The sequence below is a fragment of the Alteromonas sp. DYW1 genome (assembly GCF_059752595.1).
This window is the reverse complement of record NZ_CM186038.1, coordinates 1954947-1970404: the sequence shown is the minus strand read 5'-3', so window position 1 is coordinate 1970404 and position 15458 is coordinate 1954947. Positions and strand designations below refer to the sequence as shown.

The window sequence follows — 15458 nt, the reverse complement described above, 5'->3', positions numbered from 1 at the left end:
ATTAGTCGAGCGTTAAAAGTTGGTTTAGTGCTTCAGCCCAACCTGAGGGACCAAAAGCGTGAGTAGTGTAAACATTGTCTATGCGAGTCAATGCCGGTGGGGCGTGCACCGGTGAAAGAACGCGCACGGCGATATCGGATTTCTCAAGCATTGCAATATCGTTCTTTCCATCACCTAGCGCGACCGTCGTTGGTGTGTCATTAAATGTGTTTCCATACAGCTCAGTTAACCATTGCATGGCCACACCTTTATTACAGTTGCCACAGATGTGAATAAACCGGCCACCCTCAACTGGGCTTGCCCCTAATGACTCTAACTGCTGCATAAAGCTTTGTTTTTCTTCTTCATCGCCCAGCCAAACAACAGGTTCACCGAATTCTCGTTGGGACGCTTTACTCGCATTTTCAGCGGTTAATCCGGTAAGTTCTTGGATGCCACTAATACCTAGTTCGGTAAAACTCTTAAATAAGCCTTGGTACTGAGGAGTCATACGGCTTAACAAACTTACCCAGTGTGCGTGAGGTTGGGTAAATACTTTTCGCAAATACCCGGAATGTGGTGCCGGCTCCAGCGACACATCCTGAAATTTTTCTGTTATAGCGCTGGGGAAGTAGCATGCGGCACCATTTTCAGTGATCAAGGGAGCGTTAAGCTCTAACTGTTTAGCTATATCGCTCACTTCGAAGAAGGTTTTACTGGTATTAATGATCACAGGAATATCATGTGCTAGCAGCTTTTGCAGCATGCTGTGGGCTGGTTCACTCGTGTAAGTGTAGTGATCAAGTAGGGTTCCATCCAAGTCGGTGAATATTAAATAAGGGCGAATCATTACAAATACTCTGCCGTCACTTTAGTAATATTGCGTTGATTATCTAATTCAAAAAGACAGTTAGTTTTAGCGGGCAAGGTTTGTAATATATGCCGAGTAAGGCGTTCAAAATAGCTGACAAATCTAACTATCTCTTCGTTGCTCATTAACGCTGTTGCGAGTGATGGATCTGTTTGCATTTTTCTTAGTTTAGCTTCCTGTTCAATGCGCCATTTCACGACACAATCAAAGGTAGGTGCCTTTAACATGATCCAATAATTCATCAATCTTTGTAACGGCACATAGTCATTACGCAGGGCCGCATTAGCATATTCACGCCAGACACCCAGTCCATCTTGGTTTTGCTCAAGTTCATTGACGGGCATTGATAAAGCCGTACTCTCCTGTGGTTCAGCGCCCCAACACCAGCCTTCAAATAGTACGACATCAACCGGAGCATTGATGACTGGCCATTCAAGCACAGGAAATGGATTATCTGTGGCTTTATTGAAGCGTGGTAGCGAAACCGTACCATAATTCCTTAATTGTTTTAGCGTCTTAGCCATGAGTGGAATATCATGCGTACCGGGTACGCCGCGCGTTTTGAGCAATGGATGCACTTTGACTGCAAGAGCCATGCGTTCGGACTTAGGCAGGTAAAAATCATCCAATGATAAAGTAACGGTGTTCAGGCCTTTTTCTTGTTGCAGGTAAATCGCAAGATATTGCGCTAATGTTGACTTTCCAGAACCTTGTGCACCATTGATCCCAACGTAAAACGGTTTTTTTGCACCTTTACAGTGCAATGATAGTGCATCACCCAGAGGGTTGAACCATTGTTGTGCAAACACCAAGTAATCTTGGGACAGCAAATTTGATTCCAGAAAACCGTCGTAGTCCATACCTATCCTTTAAATAGCGCATATTTGCAAACCATATCCCTAAAGTATAAACAACTACTGTGCCAATTAAGGCAAAGCGACACGCTTATTAACTGTATTGTGTAAAATTCAGTAAGTTAAATGAGTAGAACTAAAACATAGCGGCCCAATATCCCTTGATTAGCAGCTTTAACCTGGTGTGGTCAGTTTCTGCTCTTTAAGCACGCTCTAAAGATTACTGATTTGGGATGAGGAGGGCGTACAAAGGCGCAAACATATCCACACAGACTGATTTTAATGATGCAATCTCGTCACTATTGTCCGGTGCCTTGTACAAAGTTAAACGCAATACTCCTTAGCGTTTGGTGGCGATGATGACCGAACGCAACGGAGCAGGGTAGCCTTCGATAGTTTTGCTTTTATCGGTGGGATCTAAAAAATCACTTAACGATTGGCTTTGCATCCAATCCGTTTTACGTTGCTCTTCTACGCTAGTAACGTTAGTGTCAACCACTCGTATATCAACAAAACCTAGACGTGATAACCAGAGTTTCAATGCTTCGTTACTGGGAAGAAACCACACGTTGCGCATTTGTGCATAGCGGTCAGTTGGCATCAACACGGTACGAGTATCTCCTTCCACAACTAAGGTTTCTAGAATAAGTTGGCCCCCAGATTTCAGTTGATTTTTAAGCTCGGAAAGAAATGCGATAGGGTCGCGACGATGGTACAAAACTCCCATCGAAAATACTGCATCAAAGCCGTTCAACTCAGGCATTTCTTCGATCCCTAAGGGCAACATGTGGACAGGCGCATCACCATAGAAATGCTTTACGGCATAAAATTGCGCTAAAAAAAGTGGGGTTGGATCGATGCCAATAACGAGGTTTGCATCGCAACCCAGCATACGCCAGAGATGATAACCACTGCCACAACCAACATCTAACACGGTTTTATTATTTAAATCTGTGATATGTGGAACGACTCGTTCCCATTTCCAATCCGATCGCCATTCAGTATCGATAAGAATATCAAAGAGATTGAATGGGCCTTTTCGCCAAGGCATAAACTTTTTTAGTAGTGCATGAGCCCGATTTCGGTCTTGTTCACTTAGGTCACTTGCTTGCCCAATAGTAACCGCCCGTTTGATATCTATGACGCTCGGTTTACCTGCAGGTAATTGGTTAATGAGTCGACTGAGCTTAATGACTTCTTCACTGCGGTGGGAATTGAGCCATTGCTCCATTTGTGCGGGGAGGTCAGTCATCCACGCGCCTACAGATGAACCAATGATGTCGTGATAACAGGCGTTAAACCAATCTTGCGGTGCTTTCATCACTTAATCGCCACCATTGAACAAAAGTTATACTGTTGCTGTGTAACGGCAACAGCTTTGAATCCAGCATCATGTAAACGAGTTTTATGTTCTTCCAGGGTGTTCAGTTGCATAACATTTTCCAACGCAGCTCGCTTTTGACTGATTTCTAGCTCACTGTAACCATTGTGCCGTTTAAATTGATGATGAAGGTCGATGAGTAGTTCATCAGCGTCCGGTTGGGGATGCTTTACCTTCTCACTCAGTATCAAAATGCCGCCGTTTTCAAGCCCAGCATATATTCGCTTGATAAGTCCGTCGCGCTGGTCCAAGGGAACAAACTGTAAAGTAAAGTTCATGATCACTATACATGCATTGGATATTTCAATTTGAGTGATATCATTTTCGAAAAGATTGATATTAGCCGCATGTGAAAATTGCCTAATATAACGCTGGCAACGTTGCAGCATGGCGCTTGAATTGTCTACCGCGTACACTTCATTTTGATGTCGACTTCCGTGCGCTGCAGCAAGACTAGCCGCGCCAAGTGAACAACCTAAATCATATATACGTAAGTTTGGTCTGGCGTAACGCTCACTTAACTGTTCGATAATTCGCAAAATATTATTGTAACCTGGCACTGAACGGGAAATCATATCCGGGAAAACGTCAGCAACTTGGTCATCAAAGCTGAAATCTTCGACCTTATTCAGTGGTTGCGAAAAAAGTGTGTCGGTTTTGGTCATGTTACTTTGCGTTTTTTTCAAAGGTGGCATTTTACGTGAAAATGGTTGTTTTCCAAAGCATGCAATTTGTTTAATCGTCTGGTAATTTAGTGTTCTTATAACAACTAAAAGGATCCCCATGTTTAACCCGTCTTTACCCGTGATTGATTTACACCGCCATCTGGACGGGAATATTCGCCCGGCAACTATTCTCGAGTTAGGGCTTCAGCATGGTGTTTCGCTACCAGCGCAAACAATTGAAGAGCTAATACCACACGTGCAAATCATAGATAAAACTAGCGATCTTTTGGCATTTTTACAAAAGCTTGATTATGGTGTCTCTGTGCTTGCCGATGTTGATGCCTGTTATCGGGTTGCGTATGAAAACCTACTCGATGCACAAAGGGAAGGTTTAGACTATGTCGAATTGCGATTTTCGCCTTACTATATGGGAATGAATCATAGCATATCTCCAGGTGAAGTTACCGAAGCCGTTATTCAAGGCGTGCATGACGGTATAAAAGCGACAGGTGTTAAGGCAAACTTAATTGGGATCTTAAGTCGTACGTTTGGTCAAGAGAAATGTCAGTATGAGTTAGATGGATTATTGGCTCACAAAAACCATATAACGGCATTGGATTTGGCCGGTGACGAATTGGGTTACCCTGCGGAACTGTTTGAGCAACACTTCAGTGCTGCGCGCAAAGCCGATTGGCGTATTACTGTGCATGCAGGGGAAGCTGATGGTCCGAACAGTATTCGCCGAGCCATAGACCTTTTAGGAGCCGAGCGGATAGGGCATGGTGTTGCGGCTATCAAAGATGATGAGTTGATGGCTGAGTTAGCACATAAGCGTATAGCTATAGAGTCTTGTCCAACATCTAACTATCAAACTTCGACATTTGTTGATATTGCTAACCACCCAATAAAAACATTCTACGAGCATGAACTGTTGGTCACAATAAATACCGATGATCCAGGCGTTTCCGCAATCGATTTAGGCAATGAGTATAAAGTTGCTAAGGAGACGATCGGTTTGACAAGCGAAACTCTCGATCGTATTCAACTAAACGCGCTCGATGCTGCTTTTATATCGGATGGAGATAAACGAGAACTGAAAAACGCCAAGTGAATTCTGTGTGTTGGATTGACTTAGAGTGAAACCATGCACTATAGCATGAACAGGTCACAATAGAAATTAATGTACAAATGCTCAGGCTTACATGAAACTGCTATCTGGGACCTAAGAAAACAATAATGAGGAAATCGAATGAATCAATTAGTGATGATAATTTTGTGTCTTTTACTTCCGTTTGTCGCAGTATTAATTAAACATGGCTTTGGGAAAGATTTTTTAATTAACATTTTACTGTGCATTTTGGGTTATATCCCCGGGGTGATCCATGCACTTTGGTTGATTACAAAAAAATAATAGACTCGATATTCATAAACAAAAAAGGTTCCATTGGAACCTTTTTTTGTTTGCCTTAAAGACGAGGAGAACTTAGTAGTTAAACGTAGTCTCGCCGCTAATTTCAATCTCAATCGCACGTGATTGCGATTGAGGTAAACGCTTCACATACAAGGTTCCAGCCTCTACGCTAGCGAATACTTGTTCGTTGATTGAAGTGACGTTTGGGCAGGCTGGACTAAAGCTATTTATAATCAATGAATCTTTTGACTGACCCGAAAAACTCTTACTTTTCTTTTGCATTGTTTGAACAGCTTGATGGGTAGTATCACATGTTACCGCTTGCTGTGCAGTAGAGCTCGCAAATGCAGTAGAATTAACTGCAGTACAGAGTAGTAGTAAAGTGGCTTTAACTGCTTTCAACATGAGCGCTCCTTTGAGTTCGCAAAAAAGTGATTAAATCTTTTATTGTGCAAGAGCAAAATGTTTGAGGTTATACCTAAGTATATTTATTTATACCTTATGCGAAATTCTGACTTTATTTTCGGTGTTTTGCCGAACGGATATTTATTGAAATTATGCACAAAATATAGGACTTTATCGTCCTAAATAGATTGGGTTCAAAAGTATCGATTCCTTAGATAATAAGCCTAACGAGAGGTATAAGAATAACGACAGGATAAAGGTTAACGATAGCAGCGAGACTATTTAGCATAAACGAGGTGGCAGAGTTCTCTATTACAACTTGTGCTTCCAGCGCACTTAGGGCGGCGTTAATATTTTCCTAACTACTAATTCTCTCTAGCACTTCAATTCTCTTCTCTTGCTCCTATGTTAGAGCGTTACCATCCATTTTGGTACGACTTGTTGCGAGAATTCTATAATTCCAATTTAGTCGACTATGCTTGCGAAGCTAAATTAAAACTACAGAGGGGCCGTGAATAGCATATTGGCCTTGTACTTTTTTAACGCTCATTTCGCAGTTTTCTTATTGGTCAACAATCACTAGGTTAAAAGCGAGGGAATAATATTTTTGAGTTTATTGGCTCTTTGAATTCACTTTACCCTCTACGGAGGTTTAAACGTTTTCTAGGATGGTCAATAGGTTGAAAAAAAAGGCCACAAACTGTGGCCTTTTTTATCGTTTAACGAGCTAATCGTTAATGAAGATTTCTTCTTCTACGTAACCAGATAACTGGAACAAGGAGTAGGGCAATCCAACCCATGCTTCCCGCTTTCTTGTTACGAACTTGTACTGAAACAACTTCAGTTGTTGTGTTCAACCCGTCCGTCGCTACTACTTCGAATGATACAGAAGTATCGGAATTAGTCGCAGGAGCAACAGTAGTGTAGGTCGTACCTTCAACACCATTAATAGTTACAGTTACAGCGTCTCCTTCATTATCAGTTGTTGATACAGTCACACGGATAGTATCGCCTTCAACAACTGAAGTAGGCGCGTTAACAGCAATTACTGGTGGAAGGTTATTCATAACCATCACGTTTGCAGTTGCAGTTACTGAGTTGCCATTAGAATCAGTAGCAGTCATTTCAAGCACTACCATTGAATCTTCTTCGACTTCTGGTGCCATTAGGATAGCTTCAGCTAGACCATTGCCCGCAATAACTGCCGCTGGTCCAGATACTTGCTTCCATAGGATTTCCACTTCATCACCATTCGGCTCAGTAACAGTGCCAGGAAGATCGAGCTCTGTAAGTTCAACAACCGTAAGGTCAGCGACAACCATACCATCGATGAGTGCAACTGGAGGACCTTCTACCTGTACATCGTCAAATAGCTCTGTTGCAACAGACGTAGTGCCTGGGAATGCCTCTTCAGAACCGCCTTTGAACACCTGAGACATAGCCATCATTTGGATAGGTCCACCAGCGTTATCAGCGTCAACAGCAACTTCGAACGATAGCAATGTTGGGTCATCTGGAACATCTTCTAACCACATACATACTGCGAATTCGTCCTGAACACTAGCCACTATGCTACCAATACGCTTCGACGAATCAAAGTCATATGGAGAATACAAGCCTGTGCCACCTGAAGTACCTGTGGTGCTCTCATAACCCACAGTAGTAGGAATGATATCGCCAAAACCATGAACAACATCAGTGTAGACGTATGTAATGTCAGGGATTTGACCACCACCACCAGCACGGGTAATAACAACCTGGAAGTCAGCCTTGTCGCCAACAGGAACGCCACCAGAGGTCCAGCGAGTTTCCATGTTATCCCACTCAACAATGATAAATGATGAGTTAGACGCAACAGTTAGACCAGAGTCGTTTGCCAGATTGAATTGCATGTTTCTCCATAGTGGAGCCATCACACCATTCGGCGCTTCTGAGTCTGGTAGCAATTGGTTAACGAAAGGATTCGCCCCAGGAGTGCTATCTAATGTAATGAAACCATCATCAGACACCCCAAACCCAGCTACTGGCGAACCAAGGTAGTTAAAGCCAAGCGAATAAGTTGGGAACTGAGCATTTCCATCGATAGAGGTGTCTAAACCAATGCCTAAATCAGCAAGGTTGAGATAACCGCCAAATGGGCTGGCACACATCGCATCACTTTCATTAGTAGTAATACGATAGGTTGGTTCTTGGCCGAATAATGAAGGCTGTGAAACCATCCATGTTAACGTATTACCGTCAACTTCAGCACTAGTGCTACCGTCAACCAAGCTTACACCTTCTGGAAGGGTTACAGAAACTTGATAATCGCGATCTTCTGGTGTGAAGTTAGGCGCAACAGCTACGCTAAACGGTACGGTTTCGCCAGGCTCAGCGCGATCTTCTTGTGAACTTACAACGTAAACGTCGTCTTGTCCGCGATAAAGGTCAACACCAATTAGCCCTAGGTTGCCAGCGTTTTCTGCAGAGGTGCCTAGTTCCATTGCACCGAAGTACATGTCGCCCTCAGCTCCATCAGCTAGATCCCATGTCAAACGCATTTCGAATGGCGTTAGTCCAGGTACTGCACTTGGTCCATCTACCATCAAGTTGTCGCCCTCTTCACCGTCAACTACAGCATAGTTAAGGTTAAAGGTATCTTCAGCGTCTTCACTTGATGCAGACCAGTTCTGAACGATTAGCCAATAGAAACCAGCTTCGGGCTCCATTAAGTTAACGAGTTCATCAGCAGTTGCAGTAGCACTTGCACCAACAACTTCGTCTGCTGTTGGAATACCATCCGCGTTACGGTCGATAACTACAAACAAATCTAAATCAGGTGAAGTTGAATTTGACGTACTTGCATACAAACGTTTCGCTCCTTCAGGAACATCAACTGTTGTAATAAACAAACCGTCTTCAAGGTCATCTAAGATAGAAGAGTTATCACTATCCTGCGCAACACTGCCTTCCACTACTGTGGCCTTGGTTAGACCAAACGAGGTTGCTGTGAAGTCAGTAATTTCAACAGAGAGCAAATCTGTGACTAAGAATGAATCTTGGTTACGTTTTGCTTCCATTTCTAGCGTATCAGGAATATTCCCTAAAGATGCTACTACTGAAACAGGTAAGTGAAGGTCAGGTGATGTATCTGAAGTCAAGTTAACAATACCAAATGACCAAACATCGGCCTCGGCATTAAATACGTCAACAGTGATTTCAAGTTCTTGGCTTTCACCTGCCGCTAGCGAGAACGTTTCAGGACTTACTGACACAACTACGCCATCAGAGATAGCACCACCGGACGCAGTCCAGTTACCATCTTTAGTGGCTGTTACAGTTCGAGTCCACGTACATACGCCGACGCAGTTGTCGTCAGTTACGCTAGGCATGTTCAATGTACGAGGATCGCCACCTGCTTCTGGGTTTGCATTCGAGTAATTGGAGTCAGACTCATCCATTACTAACCCAGATTGAACGGCTAAGTCCACCTGTATACGACCAGAGCCCATATCAAACCAATCGGCTGGTGTCACTGCATCTTCTTTAGTTACATTAGGTGTCGCCGTCATTGCTAATGCCGAGCGAACATTATCAGGAGTCCATGTTGGTTGAACCGCTCTCACTAGAGCAGCAGCACCGGCTACGTGAGGACCTGACATTGAAGTACCAGATAAATAAGCAAAATCTGCAGGTGCAGGACCATTAACTACTTTTCCGTAGTTTTCATCAGCATTCGCAGCGTAAATACTCACTCCAGGCGCAGTTACAGTCGGAGTAAGAGTGCTAATTGATGCATTTGGACCCCGAGAAGAGAAGCCTGCTGTTACATCAACTCGCGACTCGTCAATAACTAATTCACCTTCAGAAGCCGCAATTGTTGCTGTGTGACCTTCACCAGACGCTAACCAAGCTTTTAAAGCATCACCATCGTCAGCACTAATGTGAATTCCTGGAATGACATATGCGTCACTATTAAGTGAAGCTGCTCCGTCTTGTAAATTGGCTAGCACATAACCGCCAGCTCCACCGTCAGCAACGTTAATTGCCTTTTGCACACGAGCGATCGATCCTCGGTCACAGACAACGATTTCACCGTTGAACGTACCTTCTGGGAACGGTTCAAGGCACTGTGCAGGGTCGTCGGCTGAGTTGGGGTTTTCATAGTCGCCCGCATAAACGATAGAAGCAGTGATGCCACCAGAATTACTCACACCATCGATGTCTGCTAGCTCTGAATCACCACCAGTAAATGAACCGATTGTCTTTGAGTACTCTACCGAACGACCGTGTTCTGTTGCTGCTACAGCAGTGTACCATGGTGCATGTTTTGCCGTAGTTGCAGCGCCAGGGCCATCATTACCGGCAGAAAGGGCGATAAAAATACCAGCATTTCTTGCAGATAACCAAGCGGCATTTATTGAACCTGCCCAAGGGAAGCCACCGCCACTGATCGAATAGTTGAGGACGTCAACGCCAACTGCGATCGCATTTTCAATTGAAGCAATTGTTGGGCCTCCCCAACAACCAGAATACGGGTCGCCATTATCACCAGGCTTACACACTTGGTAGGCAATAATATTTGCTCTTGGTGCAACACCCGAAATACGGTCATAAACAAAACCAGTCGGTATACCGTCGCTTTGCTCTACGCCAAATTCAGGGGTTAGTTCTGGTACGTCGTATAACGTATTGCCCGCAGCAGTTGAAGCTACGTGTGAACCGTGACCGTCGTAATCTTCACCAGTCTTAGGCAATCCTGGTGGGAATACATCAGTATCGTCATAATCATCAGTAATGAACGGGTAGGAGAATACGCCTACTAACTTGTCGTTACACTGAATTTCAGGCTCGGCAACAGCACAATCACCAAGGTACACACCATCACCAAACGGGTTTTCGTGATCATAGCCGTCGTCAGCTACATCAGCGAATGATGGGTGGTCAGAGTTAATCCCTGAGTCAAGAATTCCGACCAAAACACCTTCACCGTATGTGCCGACACCGCTGTCTGGTGCAGAACCGCTCCATATACCCGGCGCGCCAATAAGGCCAGGGCCAGTGTCTGTCTCGAGTTTCTGCGGAACGTCTCTCTCAACTAATTTTACGCCATCAAGCTGAGATAATCTTTTAGCTTCTGCAGGCGTCATTTTGACCGTCATGCCATTAAGGGCATATTTGAAGGATAAAATGGGTTTTAGGTCGCTGCGGATTGATTGGGCTTTTTCTAGGAAACGGCTTTGTTGATTCTCTAGATACGACGCATATGATTTTACATTTGGAGAATTAACGTCGAGCCGATTACCAAAACTTGGGTTAACCGCTGAAATTTCAGTAGCGTTTAACGCTGGGTTCGTTGCTTCAAAACCTTCTATTCCACCATTATAGCTTGCAACCGAAGGCGCTTCTAAATGGACAATATAGTAGTAATCTTGATTAGGTAGGTCTTTTTCCTCTGCAAATCTCGCTTGAGGTTCCGTTTTAAAAGTCGATTGCTTGTTCACTGAAATTGGCACTTCTGCCTTCAGAGATTCCTTGTTCAGATCAAACGTAGAACTTGCATTCGCTAATTCTGTCGCTGAATGAACTGACATCGACATCAACGCTGCTGAGACAGCTAATGTCACTTTATGGTTCACAGGTTAACCTCCGTCTTCCTGGTATGGGAATAAGTCCCTGGATTGATTTGATTATTGTTATGTTTGAGTGATGTAGACATTCACCCAAGAGAACGCCATATAATTGGCGACTACATAGTTCTAGCACAAAAAAATGACTTCTGTCATGTTAATTCAGTAATAAATCATTATCTTTTACAACGTTTTATTTGATGAATAGGTGCTAATTCGAAACTTAATTTTTCAATTTTAGCCCATAATAAAGAAAGCATTTTTGTTCTCGCCAAATCGTAGGATAAACATTCCCATTTTATTTACATTTTAGAAACATAATTATTATTGTATCTATTGAAGTTCAATGAAAAAGCAACGCCGACATTCGGTTAATCGCGTACTATTCTAACCTTATCCCTACATATAATAGTTAAAGCGGAGTTTCTATGAACGACCGTAACCATTTGTCAAACGTGGCGTCTACTCAAACATTAAACGTCATTGCTAATGGCATCGTTGATATTCCAATGCTGCAGATTTTGGATGAGCAAGGCAGTGTTATCGTAAATGCATCCACCCCGAAGATTGATGAAGAAAAAGCAGTCAAAATTTTACGCACCATGGAGTACATACGACTACTTGATGAACGTATGATTGCAGCGCAGCGTCAAGGCCGCATCAGCTTTTATCTCGCATGCACAGGTGAAGAAGCTGCAACAACAGCCAGTGCCGCAGCATTGGCCGATCAGGATATGATTATGTCGCAATACCGAGAGCAAGCAGCACTCGCGTATCGCGGCTACCGCACCGAACAATTCATGAATCAAATGTTTAGCAATCGTTTGGATCCAAATAAAGGCCGTCAAATGCCTATCCATTACGGTGATAAGGCGCTCAATTTTATGACGATCTCTTCACCGCTTGGTACGCAGATCCCGCAAGCTTCAGGCTATGCCTATGGTCAACGCCTTGCTGGTAATGATGCAATCACGATTTGTTATTTTGGCGAAGGCGCAGCGTCTGAGGGTGATTTCCATGCTGGTTTGAACATGGCCGCAGTATTGAACTGTCCGGTAGTGTTTTTCTGCCGCAATAATGGTTACGCCATATCGACTCCAGCAGAAGAACAATTTGCTGGGGATGGTATCGCTTCGCGCGGTATTGGTTATGGGATTAAAACGATACGCGTTGATGGAAATGATGTATTGGCCGTTTATGCTGCAACAGAAAAGGCGCGTGAAATAGCCTTAGCTGAGAACTGCCCGGTATTAATAGAAGCAATGACATATCGACTTGCTGCCCACAGTACATCTGATGATCCGACGGGCTATCGTTCTAAGGAAGAGGAAGCCAAATGGCGAGAAAAGGATCCAATCCATCGCTTTAAACAATGGGTGATCGACAATGGTTGGCACGATGAAAAAGCCCATGACGCATTCTTAGCTGAGACACGACAGGAGATCCTTGCCGCGGTAAAAATCGCAGAAAAAGTATCTATATGTCCATTAGACGATATGGTCAATGACGTATACGATCAGGTTCCTTGGCACCTCAAAGAGCAATTAGACGCATTAAAATCACACATTCGGAAATACCCAGATGCGTATCCAAAAACCGCGAAGGAGTTTGAATAATGGCTAAAATGAATCTACTGCAAGCCATCAACAATGCGCTTATTTTAGAGATGGAACGAAATGAAAAGGTCGTTGTTTTTGGTGAAGATGTTGGTCACTTTGGTGGTGTTTTCAGAGCAACAAGTAATCTACAAGAAAAATTTGGTAAACAGCGCTGCTTTAACTCTCCGTTAACAGAGCAGGGAATTATCGGATTTGCAAACGGTCTAGCATCACAGGGCTCATACCCAATCGCTGAAATCCAATTTGCTGATTATATTTTCCCTGCCTTTGACCAGATCGTGAATGAAACTGCTAAATTTCGATACCGCTCTGGTGGACAGTTTACCTGTGGGTCGTTGACTATTCGTACGCCATATGGCGGTGGAATAGCGGGCGGTTTATATCATTCACAATCACCAGAAGCGTATTTCGCGCACACGCCGGGCATGAAAATCGTAGTTCCGCGTAATCCCTATCAAGCAAAAGGGCTTTTGTTGGCGTCAATTCGCGACGATAACCCCGTATTATTTATGGAGCCCAAGCGTTTATATCGTGCTTCTGTTAGCGAAGTGCCAGAAGAAGACTATACGTTGCCATTAGGTAAAGCAGATGTTGTTGAAGAAGGAAGTGACATTACTCTACTTGCGTGGGGAGCACAGATGGAAGTGATTGAAAAAGCTGCTGCCATGGCGCGTGAACAGGGGGTAAGTTGTGAAGTCATTGATTTGCGCAGCATATTGCCCTGGGATGTTGAAACTATTTCAGCATCAGTCATGAAAACAGGCCGCTTACTCATTAATCATGAGGCGCCTCAAACGGGTGGGTTTGCGAGTGAAATTGCTGCGACTATTCAAGACAAGTGCTTCTTATACTTAGAGGCACCAATTGCAAGAGTGTGCGGTCTTGATACCCCGTATCCGCTCGCACATGAGAAGGAATATATGCCTGATCACTTAAAAACTTATGAAGCCATTATGCGCACTATGAACTACTGAGGCGAAAGCAATGAGTAAAGATTTTATTTTACCTGACATTGGTGAAGGGATCGTTGAGTGTGAGTTGCTTGAGTGGTTGGTCAGTGAAGGGGACTTCATTGAAGAAGATCAGCCTGTGGCCGAGGTCATGACTGATAAGGCAACAGTACAAATACCAGCGATGCACTCGGGTGTTGTGGAGAAGCTCTATTATCAAGTGGGCGAGATTGCAAAAGTTCACGCACCTTTATTTGCAATGAGCGAAGAGCTAAACGATGAGCCTTCATCCGAAGTGAAAGCTAAATCGAACGAAAACATGCAACCAGCAAAACCAGAGACATCGGGTGCCGTGAGTGAAGATTTTATTTTGCCAGATATTGGTGAAGGTATCGTTGAATGTGAAATTGTTAAATGGTTAGTCGCAGAAGGTGATGTGGTTGCAGAAGATCAGCCCATTGTTGAAGTAATGACTGACAAAGCCGTAGTTGAGATACCTGCAAAAACGGCGGGCATTATTGGTAAGCAATATCATAAAGAGGGTGAAATCGCGAAAGTTCATGCCCCGCTTTTCGCGTTGCTTGTTGATACACCTAACGCAAGCGCTGCTCCAGTAGTAGTAGAAACAACCGCACCGCGCGAAGCTCTAGCAAGCCCTAAGTCAGGCAGTAACGCTAAGTTTCCCGATGGGGCGTTTGAGCCGCCAGTCGCTATTCCTGGGAAAGTGGTTGCAAGTCCAGCGGTGCGCCGCATAGCAAGAGAGAGGAATATCGATTTATCTCAAGTTCCTGGTAGTGGTAAAAAAGGCCGAATTTTAAAGCAGGATTTAGTAACTGTTGCCAATGAAATGCCCGTATCAGCAGTTTCGAGTGTGTCAATTAAAGATGCTCAGGGAATAGAGACTAAGCGCTCCGACACCACCGTGAAGGTGAGAGGGATCCAGGCTGCAATGGCTCGGCAAATGGTTGAGTCGGTTAGCACGATTCCGCATTTTACAGTTAGTGATGAACTAGACATGGGGGAACTGATTGCACTGCGGTTGCAGGTAAAACCGGTGTTGGAAAAGAAAGGGGTTAAACTCTCGTTCATGCCATTCTTTATCAAGGCGTTATCCCTTGCCTTGAATGAGTTCCCAGTTATTAATAGTCGGTTATCGAACGATGGAACAGAGCTTACATATATCGCGGATCACAACATCGGTTTTGCAGTCGATAGTAAAATAGGGCTATTAGTACCGAACATTAAGTGCGTGCAAGATAAGTCGATTGAAGATATTGCAATTGAGATGAATCAAATTATTGAGCGCGCTCGTGAAGGCAAGTTGTCTAACCAAGACCTGACTGGTGGAAGTATAAGTATTTCCAATATAGGAGCCATTGGCGGTACTGTAGCGACGCCGGTTATTAATAAGCCTGAAGTGGCCATTGTTGCGTTGGGTAAAACGCAGCAGTTGCCGCGCTTTAATGAGAGCGGTGAAGTAATTGCAGCCAACATTATGCAGGTTAATTGGTCAGGGGATCATCGCGTCATTGATGGAGCAACAATGGTAAAATTCAACAATTGCTTTATGGCGTATTTGCAGCAACCATCGACAATGTTGTTGAATTTGCGCTGAGATAGTTGAACTTCTATTGATTAACTGCGCTAAATTACGTTTTTTAATTAAACAGCGCAGTTCGCGCAATTGACACGGCATACACCAAGGGCCTGATTT

At 43.9% G+C, this 15458-nt stretch carries 11 protein-coding genes; 5 read left to right on the top strand and 6 right to left on the bottom strand.

The genetic code is table 11. The features are described from left to right. Position 1: 1 nt before the first annotated feature. The 4 genes from AC121Z_RS08720 to cmoA form a co-directional block, all read right to left on the bottom strand. Positions 2 to 829, bottom strand: coding sequence for an HAD-IIB family hydrolase (locus AC121Z_RS08720; RefSeq protein WP_498123644.1), 828 nt, complete (start codon positions 827 to 829; stop codon positions 2 to 4). Continuing rightward, a complete protein-coding gene (locus AC121Z_RS08715; protein WP_498123643.1) occupies positions 829 to 1710 on the bottom strand; it encodes a kinase in 882 nt (293 codons plus the stop codon). Before AC121Z_RS08715 ends, AC121Z_RS08720 begins: the two co-directional genes overlap by 1 nt. Positions 1711 to 2044: 334 nt before the next feature. Then, positions 2045 to 3025 carry a tRNA 5-methoxyuridine(34)/uridine 5-oxyacetic acid(34) synthase CmoB gene (gene cmoB / locus AC121Z_RS08710; RefSeq protein WP_498128198.1) on the bottom strand — a complete coding sequence of 327 codons (981 nt, stop codon included), beginning with the start codon at positions 3023 to 3025 and terminating at the stop codon, positions 2045 to 2047. Next, positions 3025 to 3750 carry a carboxy-S-adenosyl-L-methionine synthase CmoA gene (cmoA, locus tag AC121Z_RS08705; protein WP_498123642.1) on the bottom strand — a complete coding sequence of 242 codons (726 nt, stop codon included), beginning with the start codon at positions 3748 to 3750 and terminating at the stop codon, positions 3025 to 3027. The genes cmoB and cmoA overlap by 1 nt, the downstream gene beginning before the upstream one ends. A gap of 118 nt (positions 3751 to 3868) precedes the next feature. Here cmoA and add point away from each other — a divergent pair, with 118 nt between their 5' ends. Beyond that, entirely contained in the window at positions 3869 to 4861 is a 993-nt protein-coding gene (gene add / locus AC121Z_RS08700; RefSeq protein WP_498123641.1) for an adenosine deaminase, read from the top strand. Between the two features lie 138 nt (positions 4862 to 4999). After that, positions 5000 to 5161, top strand: a complete 162-nt coding sequence (locus AC121Z_RS08695) for a YqaE/Pmp3 family membrane protein (protein WP_498123640.1) — start codon at positions 5000 to 5002, stop codon at positions 5159 to 5161. Positions 5162 to 5233: 72 nt separating this feature from the next. On the opposite strand, the gene AC121Z_RS08690 is transcribed toward AC121Z_RS08695, so the two are convergent. Together AC121Z_RS08690 and AC121Z_RS08685 are read right to left on the bottom strand one after the other, a co-directional pair. Beyond that, positions 5234 to 5566, bottom strand: a complete 333-nt coding sequence (locus AC121Z_RS08690; protein WP_498123639.1) for a hypothetical protein — start codon at positions 5564 to 5566, stop codon at positions 5234 to 5236. Between the two features lie 734 nt (positions 5567 to 6300). Then, positions 6301 to 11184: a S8 family serine peptidase gene (locus AC121Z_RS08685; RefSeq protein ID WP_498123638.1), complete on the bottom strand. Its 4884-nt coding sequence runs from the start codon at positions 11182 to 11184 to the stop codon at positions 6301 to 6303. Between the two features lie 419 nt (positions 11185 to 11603). Here AC121Z_RS08685 and AC121Z_RS08680 point away from each other — a divergent pair, with 419 nt between their 5' ends. Genes AC121Z_RS08680 through AC121Z_RS08670 form a run of 3 tightly spaced genes read left to right on the top strand, consistent with a single transcriptional unit; the run spans position 11604 to position 15359 of the window. Then, positions 11604 to 12791: a thiamine pyrophosphate-dependent dehydrogenase E1 component subunit alpha gene (locus tag AC121Z_RS08680; protein ID WP_498123637.1), complete on the top strand. Its 1188-nt coding sequence runs from the start codon at positions 11604 to 11606 to the stop codon at positions 12789 to 12791. Then, on the top strand, positions 12791 to 13768 hold the full coding sequence (locus AC121Z_RS08675) for an alpha-ketoacid dehydrogenase subunit beta (RefSeq protein ID WP_498123636.1): 978 nt from the start codon (positions 12791 to 12793) through the stop codon (positions 13766 to 13768). Before AC121Z_RS08680 ends, AC121Z_RS08675 begins: the two co-directional genes overlap by 1 nt. A 10-nt stretch (positions 13769 to 13778) precedes the next feature. Next, positions 13779 to 15359, top strand: a complete 1581-nt coding sequence (locus AC121Z_RS08670) for a dihydrolipoyllysine-residue acetyltransferase (protein WP_498123635.1) — start codon at positions 13779 to 13781, stop codon at positions 15357 to 15359. Positions 15360 to 15458: the final 99 nt, after the last annotated feature.